Below are 26,447 nucleotides of genomic sequence, written 5' to 3' on the forward strand. Positions count from 1 at the left end.
ACCTCTCCTCCGGCTGGTCGGTCGAGGGATGGATCAGATGTCGGTGTCGGTGTCGGTGAAGGGAGTTGGGGTCGGAGTCGGACTCGGATACGGACTCGGTGTCGCCTCGGTCGCCGCAAGCGCGTCACGCAGTGCCCCGCGCGCCCTGTGCAGCCGCGACTTCATCGCGGCGCTGCTCAGACCGAGCGCGTTGGCGACGGTCCTGCCGGGCAGGCCCTGCACGTCCCGCATGACCAGGACCTGCCGCTGGTCGCGCGGCAGGGCGCTCACCGCGGCCGCGATCCGCTCCACCTCCAGTCGGTGCAGGGCCGATTCCTCGGCGGACGGTTCCGCGGCCGCCTCCGGTCCGGGCGCCGGTGCCTCGTCGCGCCGCGCGGCGAGCAGGCGCAGCTGCCGGAGGCACTCGTTGCGCACGATCCGGAACATCCACGAGGCGAGGGCGCCACTGGCCCGCAAGGTGCCGATCTTCCGGTAGAGGATGATCAGCGCCTCCTGCGCCGCGTCCTCCGCGTCCTGTGGCGAGGCGCACAGGGACAGGGCGAACTTGCGCACGTGCGGCTGCGATTCCAGGACGACGGTGGTGAGCGACGCGATGTCGCCGTTCTGGGCGGCCTTGATCAGCCGCTCGTCCGGCCAGGACAGGCGCCGGTTCATCTGCTTCTCCATTCGGTACTGGTTCCGGGAGGGCGCCCCGCGCCGTGGATCGGGTCAGGTACGGCTCTTGAAGCGCCGCATCAGGTGCCAGCTGCACGCGCCCACGAGCAGCGCTCCGATCACGACGAGGACAGTGATCATCATGGTGTTTCCTTCCGGTCCCGCCGGCCCGTTCGGCCGGTACACACACAAGAGGCGGGGAGGGCCGGAAAGGATTCACCTCAAGGTGAGACGGACCGGCCGCACGGGTCCGGACCGGCCGTTCAAGGTGCGGTCTTCGGCCAACCTTCCTTCCCTAGTGCCTGAGTTGGGAATCCCGCCGCCCGCCTCCCCGTTGTCGCGGGCATGACTGCGTCCCACAGCGAATTCATCCGCGGTACCGCCCGGGGAACCGCCCCCGTCCCGCTGTCCGTACTGGACCTGGCAGCCGTCGGCGAGGGCGCCACGGCCCATGAGGCGCTCCGGGCCTCGGCGCGCCTCGCCCGGCTGGCCGAGGCCCGGGGCCTGCTCCGGTACTGGGTGGCCGAACACCACTCCATGCCGGGGATCTCCAGCAGCAGCCCGGCCGTCGTCCTCGCGCACCTGGCGGCCCAGACCCGTACCCTGCGGCTCGGCTCCGGCGGGGTCATGCTGCCCAACCACGCCCCGCTCGTCGTGGCCGAGCAGTTCGGCACCCTGGAAGCGCTCGCGCCGGGCCGCATCGACCTCGGTCTCGGGCGTGCCCCCGGCACCGACGGCGCCACCGCGGCGGCGCTGCGGCGGGCCGCCGGGGCGCAGGCCGACGACTTCCCGGCCGAGGTCGCCGAGCTCATCCGCTTCCTCCGCGACGACTTCCCCGACGGACACCCCTACCGGCGCATCCACGCGGTCCCCGGGCCCGTGCAGGGCGAGGTCGGGCAGCCGCAGGTGTGGCTGCTCGGCTCCTCGGGCTTCTCCGCCCGCCTCGCCGGCGAACTGGGCCTTCCCTTCGCCTTCGCCCACCACTTCTCCGCGCGCAACACCCTCCCGGCCCTTGAGCTGTACCGGTCGAGCTTCCGGCCCTCCGCGACCCTGGCCGAGCCGTACGTCGTGCTCGGCGTCTTCGCGTTCGCCGGGGAGACCACCGAGGAGGCGCACCGGCAGGCGCTCACGGGGGCGCTCGCGACGGTACGGCTGCGCAGCGGCCGGCCCGGTCTCGTACCGACGCCCGAGGAGGCCGAGCGGCACGTCTTCACCGAGCAGGAGCGCGCGGTCCTCGGCACCTGGCTCGACAACGCCCTGTACGGCACGGCCGACGAGGTCAGGGCGGGCCTGGACGAGCTGCAGAAGCGGACCGACGCGGACGAGCTGATGCTCGCGATGAACTCGCACAGCCCCGACTTCCGCGTGCGCTCCTACGAGCTCATAGCCGACGCCTACGGCATGCCCGCCGATGTGACGGCGGGATGATGCCGCGCTGAGACGATGTCGACGTGCGGGAGGCCCTGGCCCCTTCCCCGGAGTTACGGGGAAGGGGCCAGGGCCTCACCACGTGCCGTACACGACGGCCCCGTCACGAGCCCGCCGCCACCGTGACCCGCCAGCCGTCGTCGGCGAGCCGGCGGCGGACCGCCTCGGCCGTGGGGGCGGGGGCCGCGAGGAGGGCCGAGAGCTCCGTGTCCGCGTCGGACCAGCTCAGCCGGATGCCGTCCGCGTCGATGCCGGAGCCCTCCGCCGCGTCGATCAGCCGGTCCACCTCGCCGGGGCCGCCGCCGAGCGGGACCGTCAGCGTCACCCGCTCCACGGGGACCCGGCCGCCCGGCTCGTACACCGCCTCCCAGCCTTCCCTGCCCCGCTCCAGGAGGTCCCGGAGCGAGGCCAGCGCCTCCTCCGACTCCGGCCCTGACACCTCCAGCGCGTTGAGCGCGCGCGTCAGCGCCTCCAGGTCCTTGCGCAGGTCGCCGAGGATCTCCGCGATCGCGGGACCGTTGGACCGGACGATGTCCGTCCAGAGCGTCGGGGCGCCGCCGGACACCCGGATCACGTCCCGAACCCCCTGGCCGGCCAGGGCGAGCGCCTCCCTGGACGCCCCGCCGAGCCGCGCCGCCATCAGCGTCGCCACGAGGTGCGGCGCGTGGGAGACGAGGGCCACGGCCCGGTCGTGCACCCCCGGTTCCATCACCAGGGGCACGGCGCCGCACAGCGCGACGGCGGCGAGCACCCGGTTGAGCGTGCCCGACGAGGTCTCGGGGCCGGGGGTCAGGACCCAGGTGCGGCCCTCGAACAGCCCGGCCCGGGCGGCCAGCGGTCCCGACCGCTCGCTCCCCGCCATGGGATGGCCGCCCACATAGCTCGGGCGGTGCACCCCGGTGCGCGAAACGGCAAGCGCCGTGGCCGACTTGACGCTCGCCACATCGGTGTAGGCGTGGGCGAGACCACGGCCCTGCTGGTCCGCGAGCACCTCCGCCACCCGCGTCGGCGGTACGGCGACGACAGCCAGGTCGACCGGCCCGGGAGGCGTCCCGAAGACACCGGCCCCCCGCGCCGCGGCCACCCGCGCCGCCGACTCGTCCGCGTCCAGCAGGTGCACCTGGACGCCGCGGCGCGTCAGCGCGAGCCCGATGGACGTGCCGATCAGCCCGGTCCCCACCACAGCCGCAGTGCGAATCACTGTTCCCCCCTCATGGCCCGTTCACCGACGTTCGCAGTCTGACCGCTACCCGGCCCCCGGTACTCGGCCTCCCGCGCACGGCATGTGCCGCATCAGCGCACTTCGGGCATTCGCGAACGCGACAGAGCGCATGCGCGGGGACAGCAAAACCGCCCGGCGCCGGACCATAGCTTGCTCTCGCCAAGGGGCCGTCAGCGAACGAAGGAGGAACGCCGTGGAACTCGATCTGCGCACGGTGATGCGGCACTTCGCCACCGGTGTCGGGGTGGTGAGCACCTGGACCGAGGCGCCGGACAGCCCCGGCGGGCGCCGCCACGACGCCATCACGGTCAACTCGCTCGTCCCCGTCTCCTTCGACCCCCCGCTCGTGTCGCTCTCCCTGCGCCACGGGTCGGCCTTCCTCACCGACCTCCTCGCCTCCCGGCGCTGGGGCGTGTCGATCCTCGCCGCGGACGGCGCGGACACCGCCCGCCGCCTCGCCGGCTCCCGGGAGAGCCGGACCGAGGCGCTGACCGACCTGCCCGCCGCGCCGGGGCCGCACACCGGAGCCCTGCTCTTCGACGGCCCCGGCTGGATGGAGTGCGCGCTCGCCGACTCCTTCACCGTCGGCGACCACCTCATGGTGATCGGCACCGTGCTCGCCACCGGCGTGGGCGCACCGCAGGACCCCCTGGTGTTCCTGCACGGGGCGCTCACCCCCGCCACCGGCCCGTGACCCGGGCCCGGCCCCGTCCTCGTACCGCCACTTCGCCAGGGAGACCACGATGACCGAACAGTCCAGGGCCGTCGACGACCCCGCCGCCCCGCCCGCGTCCGCGAGCCCCGCGCTGCGCAAGGCCCTCGACGCGGCCGCCCGGATCCTCGGCGAGGACCGGGTGCTGCGTCCCGAGGACGACGAGCGGGCGACCGGGCTCCTCGGCCCCAACGCGAGCCTCTTCCGCTCCCGCCGGATCGCCGCCGTCCTGCGGCCTGCGACCGCGGGGCAGGTCCCCGAGCTCGTCGAACTCTTCGCGGGGGACAGCGAGTCGGGCAGCCTCCACGTCGTCAGCACCGGCCGCAACTGGGGCCTGGGCTCCCGCGAACCGGCCGACGACGACGTCGTCGTCCTCGACCTCGGCGGCCTCGACAAGGTCCGCGCCCTGGACCTGGAGGCCGGCTGGGCCGTCGTCGAACCCGGCGTGACGCAGGGCCATCTGTCCCGGCTCCTCGCCCACACCCCGCGCCTCGTCAACGTCACGGTCTCCGCCGCCGCCACCAGCGTCCTCGGCAACGCCCTGGACCGCGGCGTCGGCCTGCGCGGCCAGCGCACCGACGACCTCGCCGGCCTGGAGGTGGTGCTGCCGGACGGCGAGACCGTACGGGTCGGCTGGTGGCCCACCGCGGACCGGACCGCACCGGTCTACCCGCACGGCCTGGGCCCGTCGCCGCTGCCCCTCTTCGTCCAGTCCGCCCTCGGCGTGGTCACCGCCGCGGTGATCCGGCTGCCCGCCCGGCCCGAGGCGCTGCGCGTGGTCCGGCTCGACTTCCCGCAGTCCGCGCTGAGCGCGGCGACCGACGCGGTGCGCCGCTGGGTCGCGCAGGGCCTCACCCGGGGCGTCCCGCGGATCTACGATCCGGCGGCCGCCCGGTCGTACGGCGGCACCGAGGGCGAGTTCCTGGTGCACCTCCCCGTCGACGGCACGGCCGAGGCCGTCGAGGCCCTCACCGGCATCCTGACCGCCGAGGCCCGCCGCACCGGCCTCTTCACGCAGGTGACGGCCACCGAGGCCATCGACCCCGCCCACCCGAACCACGAGGTCGCCCGGCTGGTCGAGCGCGGCTACGCCGGCGACCCCGACATCGCCGACGTCCTCTTCCGGGCCAAGATGGGCGTGCCCGCCGACCGCGTGGACGCGGACGCGGGGTTCGTCTTCTTCCTGCCGCTGCTGCCGTTCAACGGCGCGGACGTCGCCCGCGCGGACGGGCTGCTGCGGGAGGCGGCCGCCGCCACCGGCACCCGCCTCTCCGCGACGCTGCACCTCCTCGGCCCCGACCTCATCGACTGCGTGGTCGCGATGAAGTTCTCCCGCGAGGGGGACGCGGCCGAGCGGGCCCACCGCGCCCTCGACCTGCTCCACACCTCGTTCGCCGACGCCGGCTTCGCCCCGTACCGGCTGGACGTCGACCACGCCCACCGGCGCGACGCCCTCGCCGTCGATCCCGGAGCCCTGGCCCTGACCCGTCGGCTCAAAGCCGTACTCGACCCCAACAACGCCATCGCGCCGGGACGTTACCGCTGACCGCGGGAGACGACCGGCACCAGTGAGACAGGGGACTACAGCACATGGTCACTTCACAGGAGGTCGCCGCCCGGCGTCCCGATTCCGCCCGGCCGACCACCCCGGAGGAACTGCTCAGGCGTGCCGAGGACCTCGTCCCGGTGCTGCGGGGCCTCTCCGACGACATCGAGCGGGCCCGCAGACTGCCCGACGAGGTCGTGGAGAAGCTGCGTGACGCGGGCGTCTTCCGCATGGGCGTGCCCACCGAACAGGGCGGCCCGGGACTCGACTCCATCCAGCAGACGGAGGTGGTGGAGACCCTCGCCCGCGGCGACGCCTCCGCCGCCTGGTGCGCCATGATCGGCATGGACACCCCGCTCTACGCCCAGTTCCTGCCCGAGTCCGTCGCCCGGGAGGAGCTGAGCGACCCCGACGCCATCACGGCCGGGCTGATCCTGCCCCTCGGCCGCGCCGAGCGGGTCCCCGGCGGCTACCGGGTCAACGGACGCTGGGGCTTCGGCAGCGGCATCACCCACGCCGACTGGGTCGTGGCCGGCTGCTTCGTCCACCAGGACGGACAGCCCGAGCCCGGACCCGACGGCTCGCCCCGGCACTGGCGCATCATGCTGGCCCGCCGCGACGAATTCGAGGTCCTCGACACCTGGTACACCACCGGCCTCGCCGGCAGCGGCAGCAACGACTACCAGGCGAAGGACCTGTTCGTCCCGGAGGAGCACTCCTTCAGCCTGGGCGCCCCGCGCGTCGAGGGCCCGCACTCCACGGCGGAGGCGATCCTGCGCAACATGCCGGGCGTGCCGCTCGGCGTCGCCAGGGCCGCCCTCGACTACGTACGGGACCTGGCCGCCGGCCGCACCGACCGCGCCGCCGCCACGCCGTGGGCCGACACCTACCGGGTGCAGATGGCCATCGCCGAGTCCGAGATGGAGCTCGGCGCCGCCCGGCACGCCGTCTACGGCAGCCTCCGCAGGCAGGCCGAGATCCTGGAGAAGGGCGGCGAGATCGGCCGCGACGACCGGGTCGACACCGTCCTGGCGCGCGTCAACGCCTTCCGCGTGGCCCGCGCGATCGTCGCCCGGCTCTACGACCTGGTGGCGACGACGGCCGTCTACCGGCCCTCGCCGCTCGACCGCTCGCTGCGCGACCTGACGACGATGCGCCAGCACGTCATCGCCCAGGACCAGGTCCTCCAGTCGGCGGGCGCGCACCTGCTCGGCGGTACCCCGTCCAACCCCTTCAGTCTGGGCATCGTGGCATGAGCGGGCACCCGCGCGCGGAGGCCGGCGGACCATCCGCCGCCACGGTCACGGCGGACCGCGAAGACCTCGCGGACCGTGCGGAGCTGAGCGGCGGACCGCTGCCGGAACCGGCGGTCGGCACGCTCGGCGAGGCGCTGCGGCACGCCGCGCGCACCCCGCACGGCGTCGTCGTGATCGACGGCACGGGCACGGCCGTCCGCAGGTCGTACGCCGAGCTGTACGAGGACGCGGCGCGGGCGGCGGCGGAACTCGCCGCCGCGGGCGCGCGGCCCGGCGCGCGGGTGATCCTCCGCACGGCCCGCACCACCGACCTGCTCACCTTCTTCTGGGCGTGCGTGCTCGGCGGACTCGTCCCGCTGCCCGTCTCGTACGGCTCCGGTGCCGACGGGCTCGCCGACGCGGCAGGCGCCGTCGGGGAGGCGTGGCTGCTCGGCGACGAGCCGCCCGGCCCGTACCCTCCGGGGCTGCGCCGACTCGGGGCCGTGGGCGGCGCCTCCGCGGGAACCGGCGAGCCCGTCGGGGCGCGGCCGGACGACCCGGCGGTGCTCACCCTCACCTCGGGCAGCGGCGGCCGGCCCAAGGCCGTACAGCTGACCCACCGCCAGGTCCTCGCCCGGGCCCACGGCACCGCCCTCGCGCGGGGCCTCGGCCCGGACACCCGCAGCCTCAACCGGATGCCCCTCGACCACGTCAGCGGCATCGTCATGTTCCACGTACGGGACGTCTACCTCGGCTGCCACCAGGTGCACGCCGACGCAGGATGGGTCCGCGCCGACCCGCTGCGCTGGCTCGACCTGGCCGAGGCCGAGCGGATCGACACCACCTGGGCGCCCAACCGCGTCCTCGCGCTCCTCGTCGACCGGCTCGCCGAGGAGCCGGACCGGTCCTGGGACCTGAGCCGGCTCCAGTACGTCATGAACGGCGGCGAGGCGGTCAAGGACCGTGTCGTCCGGCGGTTCGTCGAGGCCCTCGCCCCGCACGGCCTGCCGGCCACCGCCGTACACCCCGGGTGGGGCATGCCGGAGACGGCCTCCGGCGTCGTCGACACCGTCTTCCGCCCCGCCGACGGCCCGCTCCGGCGCCACGTGCCGGTCGGGACGCCGCAGCCCGGCGTGTCCGTGCGGGTCGTGGACGAGACGGGCCGGGTGGTGCCGGCCGGGGTCGTGGGCCGGCTCCAGGTCACCGGAGCACCGGTCGCAAGCACGTACCTCGTCGGTGGGGAGGTGCGCCCGGCCCCGCTCTCGGACGACGGCTGGCTCGTCACCGACGACCTGGCCTTCGTCGCGGACGGCGAACTCACCGTGACGGGACGGGCCGACGGCCTCATCGAGATCGGCGGCGCCCGGTGGCACGGCCACGAGATCGAGGACGCCGTCGAGGAACTCCCGTACGTGCTCCCGTCCTTCACCGTCGCCCGTCCGCTCGCCGCGGACGGGACGGGCTCCACCGGGCTCGCGGTGTTCTTCCGGCCCCGGCCGGGGGTCTCCCCGGACGAGGCGGCGGAGCGGGTGCGCGAACGGGTCCGGGGGCGCTTCGGGGCCGGCCCGGTGCACGCCGAGGCCCTGGCGGAGCACGAACTGCCCAGGACCGCCACCGGAAAGCTCCGCCGCTCGGTCCTCACCGCCCGGCACCCCGGCACCCCGGGCTGAACCCGAACCCGCCCCACCGAGAGGCTTGCCATGTCCCTGGACCTGACCGCGACCATGCGCACCTTCGCCACCGGAATCTGCGTCGTCACCACCTACGAGGAGGAGGGGGACCGGCGCCGCCACGACGCGGTGGCCGTCCGCTCCTTCACCTCCGTCTCCCTCGACCCACCGCTCGTGTCCCTCGCCATCCCCCGCGACTCCGAGGTCCTCGCGACGCTGCTCACGACCAAGGTCTGGGCGGTGTCGATCCTCGACGTCGCCGGCATCGACATGGCCGAGGCCCTGGACGGCGACCGGGAGACCCGCGCCCGGGCCCTGCTCACCTGCACCGCCTCGCCCGGGGAGCGCACCGGGGCGCTGGTCCTCGACGCACCCGGCTGGCTCGAGTGCGCCCTGTACGACCGCCACGACACCGGCGACCACACGGTCCTGATCGGGGAGGTCCTGGCCACCGGCGGCCGGCACCGGCGGCCCCCGCTCGTGTTCGTGAACGGCAGCCTGCGCGCACTCTCCGAGGCCTGACCGCGCGCCGCCCCCCGGCACCCCCGACCGCATTCACTCCGAACTCCGAGGAGAAACCATGAAATTCGGCATCTGGCTCGACTTCCGCAACCCGGCCGGATGGCGGCGGCCCTGGACCGACGTCTACGAGGAGACGCTGTCGCTCGCCACCGACGCCGAGACCCTCGGGTTCGAGTCCGTCTGGCTGTCCGAGCACCACCTCACCGACGAGGGCTACCTGCCCTCCCTCTTCCCGGCGCTCGCCGCCATCGCCGCCCGTACGAGCCGGGTCCGGCTCGGCACCGCCATGGTCCTGGCCGGCCTCACCCACCCGCTGCGGCTCGCCGAGGACGCGGCCGTCACCGACCTGCTCTCCGGCGGCCGGCTGGAGCTCGGACTGGCCCCCGGCTACCGGGAGAAGGAGTTCGAGGCGCTCGGCTTCGACCGGGCCAAGCGGGGCGCCCGTACCGAGGAGACGGTGGAGATCCTCCGCCGTGCCTGGACCGGCGAGCCCTTCTCGTACGCCGGGAAGCACTTCGCCCTGGACGACGTCGTCGTCACCCCGGTGCCCGAGAGCCAGCCGCCGGTGTGGATCGGCGGCGGCAGCGAGGCCGCGGCGCGCCGGGCCGGCCGCCACGGGCTGCGCTTCCTGCCCGACCTCGGCACCCCGCCGGAGATCCTCGACCTGTACCGGCGCACCCTCGCCGAGCACGGGCACGACCCGGCGGCCTTCCCCCTCACGGCCATCGTCACCCCGGGCGTGTACGTGTGCGAGGACGCCGAGGCGGGCTGGCAGGAGATCCGGGAGCACTACTGGTACCTACTGAACAAGTTCCAGGAGTGGTTCGGCAACCCGGGCCTGCCCTCCGTGGACGACCTGCCGCGCGAACTGTTCCTGGTGGGCCCGCCCGACGTCGTCGCCGAGGGGCTGCGCGACCGGATCAAGCCCCTGGGAGACGTCGAGCGGGTCATTTTCTTCGGCCGCGCGCCGGGGCTGCCGGCCGACCGGGCCCGCCGCTCCCTCGAACTGTTCTCCGAGCACGTCCTCCCGCAGTTCGCCTGAGCCGGACCCGGTTCGCCACGGTCGGACCCGGTCCGACCAGCCCGATCCGATCCGGTCCGACCCGGTCCGGTCCAACCCGGTCCGGCCAAGCCCGATCCGGTCCGACCAGGCCTGATCCGGTCCGACCCGACCCGACTGACCCATGAAGGAGCAAGGAGCACCATGTCAGACATCGCCATCGTCGGAGCAGGCATCTCGGGCCTCCACCTCGCCCTGCGGCTCCAGCAGGCCGGGGTGACCACGACGGTCTACGCCGAGCGCAGCAGCGAGGAGCTCGCGGCGGGGCGCCCGCTGAGCCTCCCCGTCCGGTTCGGGAAGACCCGCGAACGGGAGAGCGAGCTGGGCGTCTCGTACTGGGAGGGCGGGGACGACGACACCCTCGGCGTCCGCCTCGTGGCGCGCGGGGAGCCGGGGATCGAGTTCCTCGGCCGCCTCGACGCCCCCGCGAGCGGCGTCGACCTGCGCCTCTACCTGCCCACGCTGACCGCCGACTACCTGGAGCGGGGCGGCCGCGTGGTCGTGCTGCGGCCGGACGCGGCCGAGATCGACCGCATCTCCCGTGACCACGACCTGGTCGTGGTGGCCACCGGGCGCGCCGCCACCACCGGCCTCTTCCCGCGCGATCCGGAGCGCTCGCCGTACACCTCGCCCCAGCGCGTCCTGACGGCCGGCCTCTTCCACGGCATCGCGCCCGTCGACCCGGGCCACATCCACTTCCAGGTCTCCGAGGCGGGCGAGATCTTCTCCACCCGCATCCTCACCGCCGACGGTCCCGTGCACGGCATGGTCGTGGAGGGCCTGCCCGGCGGCGCGCTGGAGCAGCTCGCCTCCTACGACCACCTGGAGGACCCCGCCGGCTTCGAGAAGACCCTGCTGTCGCTCGTCGCCGAGTACGCGCCGGACCTGCGCGAGCGCATCAACGACCGGGAGTTCGGGATCCGCCGCCCCGGAGATGTGATCCAGGGCGGTCTCACCCCGGTGGTCCGCCGCAGCTGGGCCGCGCTCGACTCGGGCCGGATCGCCCTGGCCCTCGGGGACGCCTGGATCGTCAACGACCCGCTGGCCGGGCAGGGCGCCAACCTCGGCTCGCGCATCGCCTTCGAGCTCGCCGAACTCATCGTCGCCGGCGGGCCGTTCGACGAGGCGTTCGCCGAGCGGGTGGCCGAGCGGCTGTGGCGGATCGCCGAACCGGTCGTCGCCTGGTCGAACCTCAACGTCGCGCCGCCGGTCGAGCACGTGGGCGGGATCTTCGTGACCGCCACCGCCGATCAGCGGGTCGCCGACGCGTTCGTCGCCAACTTCAACCACCCGGCCGACATGTGGGAGGCCGTCAAGTCGCCCGACGCGACGCGGGCCTGGCTGGACAAGATCACGGAGGCCGGGTGACGGAGACGGTCCGCTGACGACGGGAAGCGCGCGCGGCCGGGCCGTGCCGTCGGGAACCTCCCCCGCGGGGGAGGCGTCCGGACGGCACGGCCCGGCCGTCTTCACGTGGCGTTACGCGGCGACCAGCGGGCCGGTCCGGGCGCTCCACACGGTCATCGCCATGTCCACCAGTTCGTGCAGCTGGGCGCGCTCGGCGCCGTCGCGCGCCTGCAGCGAGAGGCCGTTGAGGAAGGTGGTGTAGAAGGCGGCGATCCGGTCCGTGTCCGTGTCGCCGGCGAGCTCCCCGCTCGCCACGGCGGCGTCCAGCCGGGCCGCGAGGGTGGACTTGGTACGGGCCCGGCAGCGCAGCGCGAAGTCCCGGACGGACTCGTGGTCGGTCGTGCAGCTGCTGGCGGCGTGCACGATCATGCAGCCGCGCGGCCGGTCCTCGGCGGTGAACCGGTCGACGCTCCCGTGCAGGAGCGCCGCGACCGCCTCGCGCACGTTCGGGGCCTCGTCCATGGCCCGGCGCGAGGACTCAGCCTCGGTGCGCTCGTAGAGCTCGATGGCCTCCCGGAAGAGCTGCTCCTTGTTCTTGAAGGCGGCATACAGGCTGGGCGGGTTGATGCCCATCGCGGCGCTCAGGTCGGTCGTCGACGTGGTGGCGTACCCCCGTTCCCAGAAGACGAGCATCGCCGTGTGCAGTGCGGCGTCCCGGTCGAAGCTGCGGGGGCGTCCGGTGCGGGCCACATGTCCTCCTTGACGGCCGATCAGCCGGTCGATAGCCTCTTCTGTAGAGGTTAGTACAGAAGTGGTGTTGTCCGCTGCCCCCCGAGTGGGGAAATCGGCGGTCACTCAGTCCTGCCCTCGACTTTACGGTCGGTCCGTCCTCCCGCCCACCTCGTCGGGCGACCACGGTGGCACGGCGTCCCCCTCCCCAGACCCATCCGACAAGGAGATCCAGTTCATGACCATCTCGGACGACGCCACGACGGACGGCGCGTTACCCGGCACGAGCGGTCCCGAGGCCCGCGTGCGGTGGGGCCTGCGGGAATGGCTGATGCTCGTGGTGGTGTGCGGAGCGTTCTCCCTCGACGCGCTCGACAACATCATGGTCGGCATCGCCACCCCCCAGATCAAGGACGAGTTCGGCATGAGCACGTCCGCCGCACAGTGGGTGGTGAGCGCCTACGTCCTCGGCTTCGGCGGCTTCCTGCTCCTCGGCGGCCGGATGTCCGACCTGCTCGGCAGGCGACGGGTGTTCCTCGTCGGACTCACCGTCCTCGCCGCCGGCTCCCTGCTCGGCGGCCTGGCGAACAGCGGCTTCCTGGTCATCGTCGGCCGGCTCGTGATGGGCATCGGCGCCGCACTGACCGCGCCCTCCGCCCTCTCGATCGTCGTCGGCAACTTCCCCGAGGGGCCCCAGCGCAACCGGGCCCTGGGCATCTACACCGCCTGCGGCGCCATCGGATACTCGATCGGCGTGGTCGTCGGCGGCGCCCTCACCCAGGCCAGCTGGCGCTGGACCTTCGTGCTCGGCGTGCCCGTGGCCATCGCGGCCCTGATCGGCGCTCTGATCCTGGTCCCCAAGGACCCGGCACACGACGGCTCCAAGCGGCACTTCGACGCCGCCGGCGCGGTCACCGTCACCGCCGCCATGCTGCTCCTCGTCTACGGCATCGTGCAGGCCCCGACGAGCGGCTGGTTCTCCGGCGTCACGCTCGGCGTCCTCGCCGCCGCGGCCCTGCTGCTCGCCGCCTTCGTCGTGATCGAGACCCGCAGCCCCCAGCCGCTGCTCCGGCTCGGACTGCTCCGCAACAAGTCCCTCGTGGGCGCCAGCCTGATCGCCGCGGCGATCCTCGGCACCTACATGAGCTACCAGTTCATCGGCAGCCTCTACCTCCAGACCTACCGGGGCTGGTCCCCGCTGGAGATGGCCTTCGCCTTCCTGCCCATCGGCCTCATGATCCTCACCTTCGCGCCCCGCGCGGGGAAGTGGCTGGGCCGGACGGGGCTGCGCTGGCCGATCTTCGGCGGCATGTTCGCCTACACCGTCGCCTTCCTGCTCTTCCTGCGGGTCGGCGAGGGCTCCTCGTACTGGCTGGTCATCCTGCCCAGCATGGTGCTCATCGGCGTCGGCTTCCCCTTCGCCTTCACCGCGGCCAACGTCCGGGCCACCTCGGGCGTCGACGAGTCCGAGCAGGGCCTCGCCGCGGGCATCCTGCAGACCGGCTACCAGGTCGGCGCCGCGGTGGTGCTCGCCGTGGTGACCGTCCGCATGGGCGGCGAGGAGAGCCCCTCGCACGCCGAGGCGCTCACCGGGTACCACCAGGGCACCTGGGTCATCGTCCTCATCGCCGCCGTCTCCGCCTTCTCGGTGCCGATCGCCGCGGTGGCGGCCCGGCGGCGGGCCGGCCGGGGCGCCCCGGCCGGGGGAGTCACCGCCGGTGCCTCCTCGGGCGAGCACGTGACGGACGGGGGCGGTACGGACGGTACGGAGAAGGCGGACGGCCGTCCGGCCGAGTCCGCCGGCCGGTCGGCTCGCTGATCCGGCCCGCGTACCGATCCCGAGGTGTGACGATGGTTCGCGAGAGGCCGCTCCCCGGTGAGGGGAGCGGCCTCTCGTGCCGTGTCACGGGCCCGTCGGCCCGTGTCCGGTCACTCGTCGAGCAGGTCCGGCTGCTCGTGGACGATCTCGTCCCACAGCAGCTGGAAGCTGAACCAGCCGAGGTGCCGGTCCCCGAAGCCGTCGCGGGCCGCGACGGCCTGCTCGTGGCTCATCGGCTGCACCTGTCCGGCGGCGGCCGCGAGCAACTGCACCTGGGCGGCGGCCTCGTACGTGAAGAACCAGTGCACGGCCTCGTCGACCGAGCCGCCGACGGTGATCAGACCGTGGTGGCGCAGCAGGATCGACCGCTTGTCGCCGAGCCGGGCGGCGATGTCCTCGCCCTGCGCGAGGCTGATGGACGGGCCCTCGTAGTCGCTGTAGAGGACCTGGTCCTGGTAGAAGGCCGCGGACTCCTGGTCGAGCGGTTCGAGCAGCCGGCCGAGCGCGCCGAGCGCCCGCGAGTACGGGGTGTGCCCGTGCGCGGCGGCGACGGCGCCCGGGTGGGCGCGGTGGATGGCGGAGTGGATCACGAAGGCGCTGGGGTTGAGCCGGTGGTGGCCCTGGACCACCCGTCCCTCGGAGTTCACCAGGATCAGGTCGCGGACCTTCACCCGGCTGAAGGGGACGCCGAACGGGTTCACCCAGAACAGGTCGTCGCCCTCGGGATCTCGTACCGATATGTGTCCGGAAACGCCTTCGCCGTACCCGTACTTGCCGAACAGGCGCAGGGCGGCGGTCAGGCGCTGCTTGCGGTGCCTGCGGTCGTCCTCCACGGAGTCGAAGACGGGTTCCGTCGGCATGGGCAGGCCGGTGTGGGTGTCGGCCAGGTAGTCGGCACGTTCCTGCGTGGCGATCTCGGTCATGTGCGGGCTCCTCGGTCGTGTGGGGCGGCCGGTGTCCGGCCGGATAAGAGGGCTGAGAGGGAGGTGGGTACGCGTGTCGGTGCCAGGGAGGCGTGTACGCGTACGGGCGGGGGCTCGGGCGTGTCGGACCGGGTCACAGGGCGCGGACCCCGTTCGCGGACGCGACGGGGGTACGGGCGGCCTCCGCGTGCACCGCGTCGGCGATGTCCACGGCCCTGTCCACCAACGAGGGCACGCCGAAGGTGAAGAAGAGCGACCCGGACGCGAGGTCGCCGAGCACGTGGATCCGCCGGTCCGTCTCCCCGTCGGCGAGCAGCCCGCTGGTCGACCGGGCGACGTGGACGCCGCCCCGCGGGTGCCGGACGGCGAGCCCCCTGCGGACGAGGGCGTCGACGAGCGCCGACGCCCCGCGCGGGACGCGGGCCGAGCCCGGGCTGACGGCGTTGACGACGACATCGGCGTCCTCGACGCCGGAGTCGCCGACCAGCCGGAAGCCCCCGTCCGGCCGGGCCGTGAGGCGCTCCACGCCGCGGACGATCCGCAGCAGGCCCCGGTCGGCCCGGTCGAGCAGCGTCGCCGCGCTGGCCGGCGGCATGGGGCAGCACAGGCTCATGACGGTCCGGTAGTGGTCCCGCAGCAGGCGGGTCCGCTCGTGCTCGGGCAGCAGCGGCCAGACGTCGGGGCCCGTGTCCGGGACCGCGCGCTGGAGGAGCCGCAGGCCCGGGTCGGCGCCGTCCACGAGGTCGTACTGGCGGCGCAGCCGGGCGACGGGGTCCTCGACTCCGCAGGAGGCGATCTCCTCCGAGACGGAGTCGAGCCCCGATCCGGCGTCCGCCAGCTCGGCCCCCATCAGGGAGACCACCTCGTCGATGGTGAGCCGTCCGCCCCGGGCGGCGACGGCGCGGAAGTGCGCCGCGGTGAAGTAGCGCAGCTCGCGCTCCACCGGCCGCTGGCGGACGCTCGGCAGCACCCCGCGCCGGGAGGCCATGACGATCTCGCCGGTGTGCCCGGCCGCGGTCAGCTGCAGGACCACGTCCACGGCGGTGAGCCCGCTGCCGACCACGACGACCCGGTCCCGCTCGCCGATGCCGGCGAGCCGGCGCACGACCGGGTAGGGATCCGCGATGAACCCCGGCGTGCCGGTCAGCCCGTGCGGGTCGGCCGGTTCCCCGGTGCCCACGCAGAGCACGGCGTGGTCGAGGGCGTGCGGGGTGCGGTCGGCGGTGTACGCGACGAGGGAGCCGTCCTCGCGCGCCACGTCGACCACGGCGGACCGGACCAGCCGGATGCGGCTGCCGCGGGCCGCGAGCCGGTTCAGCGCGCTGCGGGCGCACTGCTCCAGGTAGTCGCCGTACAGGGCCCGGGGAGGGAAGGCGATGCCCGACCGGGCGTCGACGTGGTCGGTACGCGTGCCGAGGACCACGGCCCGCGCTTCCAGCCACCGGGTGAAGTGCTCCGGGTCGCCGGCCCGGACGGTCATGTCCTCGGGTGGGGCGTTCACCCGCAGGGTCGCCGCGTCGGGTTGATAGGCGCGGCCCCGCCACAGGTGTGGGGAGGGGTCGAACACCGTGACCGACTCGGGAATTTCTTCGCGCTGGCTCAAAGTGTCGAGCAGGCATACGGCGGAGGCGCCGCCTCCGATGATGCCGATTCTCGCAGGAAACAACATTCGAGCGAACCCCGTTCAATGGCGCGGATGATGTCCGTTCTTTTGCTGAGGGAAAACCGATCGGAACAGGCGCGGAAAGAAATGCGGAAGACGGGTGCCGGAACATCGGGAGAACCGAACCGCAAAACCTGTGAAATCGGGCTCCAGTCTCCTTGCTTCCCGCCCGCGCCGCTGGCGCGAACACGCATGCGGCATAACGGGTTTGCGCACGCCGGTTGGACGCGCGCACCGGTACGGGGAGCAGGGAGGAGAGAGGGGGAAGGGGAGGGTGGGGGAAGTGGGGGAGGGGGTGTGGGTGGAGGTGCGGAAGGGGCGGGAGGGCCGGCCGGGACGACCGGGAGGGCCGGGCCGGCCGCCGGGCTACGGGAGTCCGCGCGAGGACTGGCGGCGCCACTCGCGGGGGGCCACCCCGTATCGCTCGCGGAACAGCTTGCTGAAGTGCGACGCGCTGTCGAGGCCCCAGCGCTCCGCGATGTTCGCCACCGTCAGATGGGCGGTGCGCGGATCGGAGAGGTCGTCACGGCAGCGGCGCAGCCGCTCGTTGCGGATCCACAGGGCGGGACTGCTGTCCTCGTCCTGGAACAGCAGCTGGAGGTAGCGCAGGGAGATCTTGTGCGTCCTGGCCAGCAGCCGGGGGCTCAGCTCGGAGCAGCCGAGGCGGGCGCGGGCGAAGGTCTTGATCCGGTGCAGCAGGGCGCGGCGGGCCTGGACGGGGTCGCTCACCGCCTCGCCGAGCTTCTCCGAGCAGACGGCTCCGACCAGGCTGGCGACGCTGCTGCCCAGGTGGTCCGCGATGGCCGGGTCCAGCCGGGACATGTTCCGCGCGGCGCTGCGGAGCAGGTCGGCGAGGAGCACGCTGGCCCCCTCGGAGCCGGACCAGGTGGCCGCCCGGAGCGGGTGCTCGACCCCGGCCCTGAGGTCGACCAGGTGGTGGCCGAACTTCACGGTGACCATGTGGATCGGCTGCCGCATCCAGAGCTTGAAGGGGAGGGAGCTGTCGTAGCAGAAGAGGTTGCCCGCGCGGGCGACGGCCGAGAGGTCGCCCTGCTGGACGCGGACCTCTCCCTCGAGGACGCACGCGAGGTAGAGGGGAGCGGCCGCCGCCCTGGTGGCGAGCAGCGCGGTGCGCTCGACGGCGTGCGGGCCGGCCTGGACCTCGGCCAGCTGGACGGTGCCGAAGGTGCCCGTGGCGATGGCCCCTTCGAAGTGACCGGGCTCGGTCCGGTAGACGCGCAGCGGACCGCAGGTGTCCGTGACGAGATCCCCCCAGGCATGGAATCCGCGGTGCAGATCGGATTCCCCCGTGCGCAGGGTTCGGACCGGGCCGGGCGGGTCGAGCAGGACAGCGCTCATGTGAATCGTCCCGGGGCCGCCGAAAGAGATATGCAGTTGCCCTGTGGCTCGCGGGGCATGTTTTTTCTCCTTTCCCGAGAACCGTTACCGGTTCTGTGCACAGATGCTCCTCATCCTGCTCCATGGGCTCGGCCGCCCGGCAGTTGGATTTGCGTCAGCGCCGTTCGAACAAGGATTCCTTGTTCGTGTATATCCACGGGAAGGGGGCGCGGCCCCTGTCGCACTGTGTAGTTCATGGAACATTCACGAATGTCCGCTCGCCCCGGACATGGCTGAAGCCCCGTCGGTGCGTGACCGAAGGGGCTCTTGCTTTCCTGTCCCGGTGCGCGCCCGGCGCGCTCAAGGCGTGATCCCGGGCGGTCCTTGGGCGCGGAGTCCGGAAAGGCCGCCTTGACGGCGCCGCCCGGTGGCGCGTTCGGGCCCTAGTGCGCCGCCGGTACGCCCCCGTGCACGACCTCGCGCTCCCAGCCGTCGCGGGGCTGGTTGTGGAGGCGCCAGTAGTGCTCGGCGATGTCGTCCGGGTCGTACGCGGTCCCCGGCGCCACCGCCCCCGGGACGGTCACCGAGGCCACATGCACCCCGGCCGGACCGTACTGCGCGTCGAGCAGGTCGACCAGGGTCCGGACACCGAATTTTCCGAGGCCCAGGCTGACGTACTCCGGCGTGATGCGCGGCATTCCGCCCGTGACCAGGATCGTTCCGCGCCCCCGCTCGGCCATGCCCGGGGCCACGTGGCTCGCCGTGGTGAGCGCGCCCACCACGTTCACGGCCCAGGCGTCCAACTGCCCCCGCGCGCCGAGCTCCCCGGGGGAGTCGCGGCGGATGAGCGCGGCGTTGTAGACGGCCGCCTCGACCGGTCCGAGCTCCTCGCCGACCGTGTCGAGGGCGGCCCGCAGGCCCTCCTCGTCCGTGCTGTCGGCGGTCAGGGCCAGCACCCTGCCGCCGTCCCGCCCGATCTCCTCGGCGACCCGTGCGACGGTCTCCTTCGTCCGCGCGATCACGGCGACGGAGTACCCCTCCCGGGCGAACCGCGCGGCCACGGCCTTCCCGATCCCCGGCCCGGCGCCGACCACCACTGCTGTGGACACCACAACTCCCTTGTTCCTGCGAATGGTTACGGGGAGCGTACGACGATCTTCGACCCGGTCACCGCCACCGCCGGGGAGGAACCACCCGTGCGAGCGAACGGCGGACACGGAGCGTGATGCCGAGGGAGTCGCGGGGGTCGGGCGCCGGGCCGCCGCGTCAGACGCGGTCCTGGAGAGCGGCCTGCCAGGCGGGTGCGGGGACGGTGGGCTCCGTCTCGGGACTGCGGCCGCCCCGGGCGAAGAAGTCGGCCAGGGGCAGGAGGGCCGCGCCGACGGTGACGGCCTGGGGGCCGAGGGTGCCCAGGCCGATGCTCGTCCGGCTCGCCGGGTAGCGGAGCGCGTACGCGCCGGCGTACCGGGTGACGGTGTCGAGGAAGCGGGTGCCGAGCTGGAGGCCGGCCCAGCCGCCCACGAGGATGCGCTCGGGCTGGAAGAGGTTGATGAGGTCGGCGAAGCCCGCGCCGAGGTACTCGGCGGTCTCGTCCAGGACGGCGAGCGCCGTGGCGTCGGGGGCCGTGTCCGGATCCTCGGGGTGGGCGGCGGCGAGCATCGCGGTGAGCGCGGTCTCCTCGTCCGCCCCGGCCGGGGGCCGCCCGCCGGCCTCGCGCCACCGTTCGAGCAGGGCCTCGGCGCCGGCGTACGCCTCCAGGCAGCCGTGGGAGCCGCAGCGGCAGCGCCGCCCTCGTACCCGTACCGTCAGATGTCCCCATTCGAGGGCGCGGCCCGGTTCCATGGGGTCGGCGACGGAGCAGGCGCCGACGCCGGAGCCGAAGAGGACGACGACGGCGCTGCGGGCGCCGCGACCGGCGCCGAACCACATCTCGGCCTGGCCGAGGGTCTTGGCGCCGTTGTCGATCCAGTACGGCACGGTCTCGGGCAGGTCGACGGCCCGGCGCAGGAGCCGTTCCAGGGGGACGGTGTCCCAGCCGATGGTCTGGCCGTGGACGACGGCGCCGTCCTCGCCGTGGTCCACGATCCCGGGGACCCCGACGCCGATGCCCAGCAGGCGCTCGACGGGGACGTCCGCGGACCGCAGCACCTCGGCGATGCCCTCGCGCAGGTGGGCGACGACGAGGTCCACGTCGTAGCGCTCGGTGCGGGGCCCGGAGCTGGCCAGCGCCCGCTCCGCGCGGGCGAGTTCGGTGAGGGTGAGGTCGAACAGCTCGATCCTGATGCGGGTCTCGCCGATGTCGACGCCGATCATGAAGCCGCTGTCCGGCGTGACGCGCAGGAGCGTGCGGGGGCGTCCGCCGGCCGAGTCGACGCTGCCGGCCTCCTCGACCAGGCCCTCCGCGAGGAGCTCGGCGACGACGTTGCTGACCGAGCCTGAGCTGAGGCCGGTCGCGGGGCCCAGCGCGAGGCGGCTTTTCGGCCCGTCGAAGTACAGCCTGCGCAGAACGGCGGTGCGGTTCTCACGCCGCAGGTCACGCACCGTGCGGCCACTTCTCGCGTGCACTTCGGTCCCCGTCTCTGAAGTCGTTCGTTGCAACATACCCGCAGTACAGGCCTTGACGCGACCTTCCCGCGAGGTTTAACTCACATCCTAAATTAAGCCGATGTCACGGAGAGCGGTCAGGCGCTGTCCTCCGTCGGCATCCCCGCCATCCCCCGAAAGGGCCCAGGAGCCATGCGCAGAATCAGAGCCGCAGTCACCGGTGCCGTCACCCTCTCCCTCGCCTTCACCGCCACCGCCTGCGGCGGCGGGGAGAGCGGCGAGGCGACGCCGAAGACCCTCACCTACTGGGCCTCCAACCAGGGCTCCAGCCTCGAGGTCGACAAGAAGGTCCTGCAGCCCGAACTCGACCGGTTCGAGCAGGAGACCGGGATCAAGGTCAAGCTGGAGGTGATCCCCTGGTCCGACCTCCTCAACCGGATCCTCACCGCGGCCACCTCCGGCCAGGGTCCCGACGTGCTCAACATCGGCAACACCTGGAGCGCCTCCCTCCAGTCCACCGGCGCGCTGCTCCCCTTCGACGCGAAGAACTTCGACTCCATCGGCGGCAAGGACCGCTTCGTCGACTCCGCGCTCGGCTCCACCGGCACCCCCGGCAAGGACCCGGCCGCCGTCCCGCTCTACTCCATGGCCTACGCCCTCTACTACAACAAGCAGATGTTCAAGGACGCCGGCATCGCCAAGCCGCCGACCACCTGGGACGAGGTGATCGCCGCCGGCAAGAAGCTGAGCAAGGGCGGGAAGTGGGGCCTCGGCGTCGAGGGCTCCAACCTCTCCAACAACATCCACCAGGTCTTCGCCCTCGGCAAGCAGCACGGAGCCGACTTCTTCACCGCCGACGGCAAGGCCGACTTCACCTCCGACGGTGCCGTCGCGGCGGTCAAGCAGTACGTCGACCTGATGGCCACGCAGAAGATCGTCGCCCCCGGCAACGCCGAGTACGCGCAGAACCAGTCCCTGAGCGACTTCGCCAAGAACAAGACCGGCATGGTCCTCTGGCAGACCCCCTCGCAGACCTTCGCCTCCCAGGGCATGACCCCCGAGGAGTGGGGCGTCGTCCCGGCCCCGGTGCCCTCCGGCAAGCCCGGCGCGGGCCGGCAGACCAACTCGATGGTCGCCGGCATCAACATGGCCGTCTTCAAGAACACCAAGAACCTCGACGGCGCCCTGAAGTTCGTGAAGTTCATGACCAGCGACGAGGAGCAGGTCATCCTCAACAAGACCTACGGCTCCGTGCCGCCGGTCAAGGGCGCCCAGAAGGACCCCTCGTTCGCCGACCCGTCGCTCGACGTCATCCGCGAGACCCTCGCCTCCAGCGCCGCCGCGCTCCCGCAGGTCCCCGAGGAGTCCCAGTTCGAGACCGTGGTCGGCACGGCCGTCAAGGAGCTGTTCGCCGACGCCGCCGCCGGGCGGCCCGTCACCACCGAGTCCGTGCGGGCCAAGCTCGACAAGGCCCAGCAGCAGATGCCCAAGAAGTAGGCAGCCCCTCCATGACCAGAACCGCCCTCGCTCGCCCGAGCGAGCCGGCGGTGCGCAAGGCCGCACCCGGAGAGGCACCCGCACCACGCCGCTCCGGGCGTCGCCGCATCGCACTGCCGTACCTGCTGCTCCTGCCCGCCCTGCTCCTCGAACTCCTCGTCCACCTCGTCCCGATGCTCATGGGCATCGGCATGAGCTTCAAGGAGCTCACCCAGTTCTACATCCGCAACTGGTCCGAGGCGCCCTGGTCGGGGCTGGACAACTACACCGTCGCGATCGACTTCGACGCCCCCGTCGGCCAGGCTCTCCTGAAGTCCTTCCTGACGACCTGCCTGTTCACCGTCCTGTCCGTGGCGCTGTGCTGGTTCCTCGGGACGGCCGCCGCGATCTTCCTCCAGGAGAACTTCCGGGGCCGCGGCATCCTCCGGACCCTGTTCCTCGTCCCCTACGCCCTGCCCGTCTACGCCGCCGTCATCACCTGGGCGTTCATGTTCCAGCGGGACAACGGCCTGATCAACCACGTCCTCCACGACCAGCTCGGCATCGGCGACAGCCCCGCCTTCTGGCTCATCGGCGACAACAGCTTCTGGGCCCTGCTCGTCGTCTCCGTGTGGAAGGGCTGGCCGTTCGCCTTCCTCACCGTCATGGCGGGACTGCAGAACATCCCGCGGGACATGTACGAGGCGGCCGCCCTCGACGGCGCCGGCGTCATCAAGCAGATCCGGCACATCACCCTGCCGTCACTGCGATCGGTCAACCAGGTCCTCGTTCTGGTGCTGTTCCTGTGGACGTTCAACGACTTCAACACGCCGTTCGTGCTCTTCGGCAAGGCGGCCCCCGAGGCGGCGGACCTCGTCTCGCTGCACATCTACCAGTCGTCCTTCCAGACCTGGAACTTCGGCACAGGCTCGGCCATGTCGGTGCTGCTGCTGCTCTTCCTCCTCGTCGTCACGGGCGTCTACCTCCTGCTCACCACCCGCGGAAGGAAGACCTCCGATGTCTGAGCACGTACGCGGGCGCACCGTCCCGCGCTCCCCGATGGCGGCTCCCCGCTCGTTCCTGTGGACCCGGCGGATCTTCCTCACGCTCCTCACGACCTTCGTGCTGCTGCCGGTGTTCGTGATGGTCTCCAGCTCGCTGAAGCCGCTGGAGGACGTCTCGGGGAAGTTCCAGTGGATCCCCTCGGGGCTCACGATCCGCCCGTACTTCGACATCTGGGAGACCGTCCCCCTCGCCGACTACTTCGTGAACTCCCTCGTCGTCGCGGGCGCCGCCACGGTCTTCTCGGTGGTCGTCGCGATCTTCGCCGCCTACGGGGTGAGTCGCTACGAGTTCCGCGGCAAGCGGGTCTTCACCGTGACGGTGCTGTCGACGCAGATGTTCCCCGGCATCCTCTTCCTGCTGCCGCTCTTCCTCATCTACGTCAACATCGGCAACGCCACCGGCATCGCGCTCTTCGGCTCGCGCGAAGGGCTGATCCTCACCTACCTGACCTTCTCGCTGCCGTTCTCCATCTGGATGCTGACCGGCTACTTCGACTCGATCCCGCGCGAACTCGACGAGGCCGCCAAGGTCGACGGCTGCGGGCCGATCAGGGCCCTGTTCCGGGTGATCGTCCCGGCGGCGTCCCCCGGCATCATCGCCGTCGCCGTCTACGCCTTCATGACCGCCTGGGGCGAGGTCCTCTTCGCCTCCGTCATGACCAACGACACCACCCGCACCCTCGCCGTCGGCCTCCAGGGCTACGCGACCCAGAACGACGTGTACTGGAACCAGGTGATGGCCGCCTCCCTCGTGGTGAGCGTCCCCGTCGTCGTCGGCTTCCTCCTCCTCCAGCGCTACCTCGTCGCCGGCCTCACCGCGGGTGCGGTCAAGTGACGTCCTTCTCCACCTTCTCCACGCCGATCACGAAGAGGTTCTCCGTGTCCGAATCCACCGACTCCCGCACCGCGCTCGACCTGGATGCCTTCCCCGCGTCCTTCGCCTGGGGCACGGCGACCTCCGCCTACCAGATCGAGGGCGCCGTCGCCGAGGGCGGCCGGGCCCCCTCCATCTGGGACACCTTCTCCCGCACCCCCGGCGCGATCGACAACGGCGACCACGGCGACACCGCGTGCGACCACTACCACCGCTGGCCCGAGGACGTCGCCCTGATGAAGGGCCTGGGCACCGACGCCTACCGCCTCTCGATCGCCTGGCCCCGGGTCGTCCCCGGCGGCGACGGACCCGTCAACGCCGCCGGAATCGACTTCTACGACCGGCTCGTCGACGCCCTCCTCGACGCCGGCATCGCGCCCTCCGTCACCCTCTACCACTGGGACCTGCCCCAGGCCCTCCAGGACCGGGTGCAGGACAGCCGAGGCGGCTGGACCGAGCGGGCCACCGCCGAACACCTCGCCGCGTACGCCTCCGTCGTCGCCGAGCGCCTGGGCGACCGCGTCACCCAGTGGACCACCCTCAACGAACCCCTCTGCTCCGGCTGGATCGGCCACCTGGAGGGGCGCATGGCCCCCGGATACACCGACCTGACGGCCGCCGTGCGGGCCTCGTACCACCTGCTCCTCGGCCACGGCCTCGTCACCCAGGCCATCCGCGCCGCCGCCCCCGGCGCCCAGGTCGGCCTCGTCACCAACCACTCCACCGTCGCCCCCGCCTCCACCCGGCCCGAGGACGTCGCCGCCGCCGCCCGCATGGACGGTCACACCAACCGCTGGTGGCTCGACCCGGTGTACGGCCGCGGCTTCCCCGCCGACATGCGCGAGCTGTACGGCGTCGACCTCCCCGAGCGGGCCGGCGACCTGGAGACCATCGCCGCCCCGCTCGACTGGCACGGCCTCAACTACTACTTCCCGGTCACCGTCGCCGACGACCCGGCAGGACCCGTCCCGCACGCCCGCGAGGTGAGCCTCCCCGGCGTACCCCGCACCGGCATGGACTGGCAGATCGACGCCGGTGGCCTGGAGGCCCTCCTGCTGCGCCTCACCGAGGACTACGGGATACGCAAGCTGTACGTCACCGAGAACGGATCGGCCTTCCCCGACACCGTCGGCCCCGACGGCGAGGTCCACGACCCGGACCGCACCCGCTACCTGGAGCAGCACCTGGCCGCCTGCGCCCGCGCCCTGCGCAAGGGCGCCCCGCTCGCCGGGTACTACGCCTGGTCCCTGCTCGACAACTTCGAGTGGGCCTACGGCTACGACAAGCGCTTCGGCCTCGTCCACGTCGACTACGCGACCCAGAAGCGGACCGTGAAGACCAGCGGGCGGCGGTACGCGGAGATCATCCGGGCGCACCGGGAGACGACCGCGGGCTGAGCGGGCGGCCCGCGCGCCCTCGTAGACTCCGGAGGGCCGCCCCGGCACCGCGGCTGCTCGCCCCGCCGTGGCGGCCTTCCGGAGAACACCGCCGTCGCCCCACCGTCCCCGCCCGAGGCTTCCCGTCCAGGAGCGTCCCATGGCCGACACCGCCGTTCCGTCCCTTCCACCGGGGCCTGAAAACGACGCCGAAAGCGACGCCGAAAGCGTGGCCGAAAGCGCCGCCGACAGCGCCGAGTTCGCCGCCGAGCGGCTGCGCCGCGTGCTCGGCCCGGTGACGGTCGTCCGGGACACCGTCCTCAGCGGGGGCTTCTACAACTCCGCCCGTCTGCTCGAACTCGCCGACGGGCGGCGGCTGGTGCTCAAGACGGCTCCCCGGGGGAGCGCCCTCGCCCTCACCCACGAGCAGGGCCTCCTCGACACCGAGGCACTCTTCCACCGCCTCGCCGCCCGGGCGGGCGCCCACGTGCCCACCGTCCTCCACTACGAGCCCGCCGGCCCCGGGACCCCCGCCGAATGGCTGCTCCTCACCTACGTCGACGGCACCACCTGGGACGACGCCCGCGACCGGCTCACCCCGGCCGACCGCGCCGCGCTGCGCCACCGGTTGGGGGAGTCCGTGGCCCGGATCGCCACCGTCACCGGACCGGCCTACGGCTACCCGCGACCGGCCCTCGGCCTCTCCGGACCCGACTGGCCGTCCGCGTTCACCGCCATGCTGCACGCCGTCCTCGCCGACGCGATCCGGTTCGAGGTCACCCTGCCCGTCCCGGCCGCGCTCTTCGCCGACCTGCCCGGACGCTTCGGCCACCGGCTCGCCGAGGTCCGTCGCCCCGCGCTCGTCCACTTCGACGCCTGGGAGGGCAACCTCGTCCTTGACCGGACCGGGCACGGCGAGTGGAGGCTGAGCGGCCTCATCGACGGCGAACGCGCCTTCTTCGGCGACCCCCTGGCCGAGCTCGTCGGACTCGACCCGCTCGGCTCGGCCGAGGACGACCCCGACCTCATGGCCGGCTACCGCTCCCTCGCTCCCGGCCTGACCATCGACACCGGCGCCCGTATACGGCTGGCCCTCTACCGGGTCTACCTCACCCTCATCATGCGCGTGGAGGTCGTACCCCGCGCCTACGAAGGGGAGCTTGCGTCCCAGCGCGACACCTGGTCCGCCGAGTACCTCACGCGACAGCTCGCCGCACTGGACGCCCTGGACACCTGACGTGCGGG

22 protein-coding genes are annotated in these 26,447 nt (G+C 72.9%); 14 read left to right on the forward strand and 8 right to left on the reverse strand.

The genetic code is table 11. The features are described 5' to 3' along the window. Window positions 1-33: 33 nt before the first annotated feature. Window positions 34-654 carry an RNA polymerase sigma factor gene (locus tag ASC82_RS06300; protein WP_056643363.1) on the reverse strand — a complete coding sequence of 207 codons (621 nt, stop codon included), beginning with the start codon at window positions 652-654 and terminating at the stop codon, window positions 34-36. A gap of 345 nt (window positions 655-999) precedes the next feature. Between ASC82_RS06300 and ASC82_RS06305 the strand changes: the two genes are divergently transcribed. After that, entirely contained in the window at window positions 1,000-2,082 is a 1,083-nt protein-coding gene (locus ASC82_RS06305) for an LLM class flavin-dependent oxidoreductase (RefSeq protein ID WP_056642740.1), read from the forward strand. Window positions 2,083-2,185: 103 nt separating this feature from the next. On the opposite strand, the gene ASC82_RS06310 is transcribed toward ASC82_RS06305, so the two are convergent. Next, a complete protein-coding gene (locus tag ASC82_RS06310) occupies window positions 2,186-3,283 on the reverse strand; it encodes a prephenate dehydrogenase (protein ID WP_056642743.1) in 1,098 nt (365 codons plus the stop codon). A 214-nt stretch (window positions 3,284-3,497) separates the two neighbouring features. Between ASC82_RS06310 and ASC82_RS06315 the strand changes: the two genes are divergently transcribed. From ASC82_RS06315 to ASC82_RS06345, 7 genes are all read left to right on the forward strand, one after another. Then, a complete protein-coding gene (locus ASC82_RS06315) occupies window positions 3,498-3,998 on the forward strand; it encodes a flavin reductase family protein (RefSeq protein ID WP_107105833.1) in 501 nt (166 codons plus the stop codon). Between the two features lie 49 nt (window positions 3,999-4,047). Further along, a complete protein-coding gene (locus tag ASC82_RS30555; protein WP_079039086.1) occupies window positions 4,048-5,562 on the forward strand; it encodes an FAD-binding oxidoreductase in 1,515 nt (504 codons plus the stop codon). A 44-nt stretch (window positions 5,563-5,606) separates the two neighbouring features. Beyond that, on the forward strand, window positions 5,607-6,818 hold the full coding sequence (locus tag ASC82_RS06325) for an acyl-CoA dehydrogenase family protein (RefSeq protein ID WP_056642747.1): 1,212 nt from the start codon (window positions 5,607-5,609) through the stop codon (window positions 6,816-6,818). After that, window positions 6,815-8,467: an AMP-binding protein gene (locus ASC82_RS06330; RefSeq protein ID WP_056642750.1), complete on the forward strand. Its 1,653-nt coding sequence runs from the start codon at window positions 6,815-6,817 to the stop codon at window positions 8,465-8,467. The genes ASC82_RS06325 and ASC82_RS06330 overlap by 4 nt, the downstream gene beginning before the upstream one ends. A 30-nt stretch (window positions 8,468-8,497) precedes the next feature. Continuing rightward, entirely contained in the window at window positions 8,498-8,989 is a 492-nt protein-coding gene (locus tag ASC82_RS06335; RefSeq protein WP_056642753.1) for a flavin reductase family protein, read from the forward strand. 58 nt (window positions 8,990-9,047) lie between these two features. Beyond that, on the forward strand, window positions 9,048-10,031 hold the full coding sequence (locus tag ASC82_RS06340; RefSeq protein ID WP_056642756.1) for an LLM class flavin-dependent oxidoreductase: 984 nt from the start codon (window positions 9,048-9,050) through the stop codon (window positions 10,029-10,031). A gap of 162 nt (window positions 10,032-10,193) precedes the next feature. Next, a complete protein-coding gene (locus ASC82_RS06345; protein WP_056642759.1) occupies window positions 10,194-11,417 on the forward strand; it encodes a styrene monooxygenase/indole monooxygenase family protein in 1,224 nt (407 codons plus the stop codon). A 111-nt stretch (window positions 11,418-11,528) separates the two neighbouring features. On the opposite strand, the gene ASC82_RS06350 is transcribed toward ASC82_RS06345, so the two are convergent. Further along, window positions 11,529-12,146 (reverse strand): TetR/AcrR family transcriptional regulator, encoded by a 618-nt coding sequence (locus ASC82_RS06350; RefSeq protein ID WP_056642761.1) that lies wholly within the window; start codon window positions 12,144-12,146, stop codon window positions 11,529-11,531. 217 nt (window positions 12,147-12,363) lie between these two features. On the opposite strand from ASC82_RS06350, the gene ASC82_RS06355 reads away from it, so the two are divergent. Then, window positions 12,364-13,944, forward strand: a complete 1,581-nt coding sequence (locus tag ASC82_RS06355; RefSeq protein ID WP_056642763.1) for an MFS transporter — start codon at window positions 12,364-12,366, stop codon at window positions 13,942-13,944. Between the two features lie 110 nt (window positions 13,945-14,054). On the opposite strand, the gene ASC82_RS06360 is transcribed toward ASC82_RS06355, so the two are convergent. From ASC82_RS06360 to ASC82_RS06380, 5 genes are all read right to left on the reverse strand, one after another. Beyond that, window positions 14,055-14,867: a class II aldolase/adducin family protein gene (locus ASC82_RS06360; protein ID WP_056642766.1), complete on the reverse strand. Its 813-nt coding sequence runs from the start codon at window positions 14,865-14,867 to the stop codon at window positions 14,055-14,057. 133 nt (window positions 14,868-15,000) lie between these two features. Continuing rightward, complete coding sequence (locus ASC82_RS06365; RefSeq protein WP_079039087.1) at window positions 15,001-16,536, reverse strand: FAD/NAD(P)-binding protein; 1,536 nt, start codon at window positions 16,534-16,536, stop codon at window positions 15,001-15,003. Between the two features lie 360 nt (window positions 16,537-16,896). Beyond that, complete coding sequence (locus ASC82_RS06370; RefSeq protein WP_024761587.1) at window positions 16,897-17,889, reverse strand: helix-turn-helix domain-containing protein; 993 nt, start codon at window positions 17,887-17,889, stop codon at window positions 16,897-16,899. A 422-nt stretch (window positions 17,890-18,311) separates the two neighbouring features. After that, window positions 18,312-18,977 (reverse strand): SDR family NAD(P)-dependent oxidoreductase, encoded by a 666-nt coding sequence (locus tag ASC82_RS06375; protein ID WP_056643370.1) that lies wholly within the window; start codon window positions 18,975-18,977, stop codon window positions 18,312-18,314. 157 nt (window positions 18,978-19,134) lie between these two features. Beyond that, window positions 19,135-20,433 (reverse strand): ROK family transcriptional regulator, encoded by a 1,299-nt coding sequence (locus tag ASC82_RS06380; RefSeq protein ID WP_107105835.1) that lies wholly within the window; start codon window positions 20,431-20,433, stop codon window positions 19,135-19,137. A gap of 171 nt (window positions 20,434-20,604) precedes the next feature. On the opposite strand from ASC82_RS06380, the gene ASC82_RS06385 reads away from it, so the two are divergent. The 5 genes from ASC82_RS06385 to ASC82_RS06405 all read left to right on the forward strand — a co-directional run bounded on the left by ASC82_RS06385 (window position 20,605) and on the right by ASC82_RS06405 (window position 26,439). Continuing rightward, complete coding sequence (locus tag ASC82_RS06385; protein WP_056642775.1) at window positions 20,605-21,909, forward strand: sugar ABC transporter substrate-binding protein; 1,305 nt, start codon at window positions 20,605-20,607, stop codon at window positions 21,907-21,909. Between the two features lie 11 nt (window positions 21,910-21,920). Further along, window positions 21,921-22,913: a sugar ABC transporter permease gene (locus ASC82_RS06390; RefSeq protein WP_056642778.1), complete on the forward strand. Its 993-nt coding sequence runs from the start codon at window positions 21,921-21,923 to the stop codon at window positions 22,911-22,913. A gap of 34 nt (window positions 22,914-22,947) precedes the next feature. Next, window positions 22,948-23,787 (forward strand): carbohydrate ABC transporter permease, encoded by an 840-nt coding sequence (locus ASC82_RS06395; RefSeq protein ID WP_056643373.1) that lies wholly within the window; start codon window positions 22,948-22,950, stop codon window positions 23,785-23,787. A 44-nt stretch (window positions 23,788-23,831) separates the two neighbouring features. Continuing rightward, entirely contained in the window at window positions 23,832-25,223 is a 1,392-nt protein-coding gene (locus ASC82_RS06400; protein WP_056643376.1) for a GH1 family beta-glucosidase, read from the forward strand. 208 nt (window positions 25,224-25,431) lie between these two features. Further along, complete coding sequence (locus ASC82_RS06405) at window positions 25,432-26,439, forward strand: phosphotransferase (RefSeq protein ID WP_056643378.1); 1,008 nt, start codon at window positions 25,432-25,434, stop codon at window positions 26,437-26,439. Window positions 26,440-26,447: the final 8 nt, after the last annotated feature.

The sequence above is a fragment of the Streptomyces sp. Root431 genome (genome assembly GCF_001426585.1).
GTDB lineage: Bacteria > Actinomycetota > Actinomycetes > Streptomycetales > Streptomycetaceae > Streptomyces > Streptomyces stackebrandtii.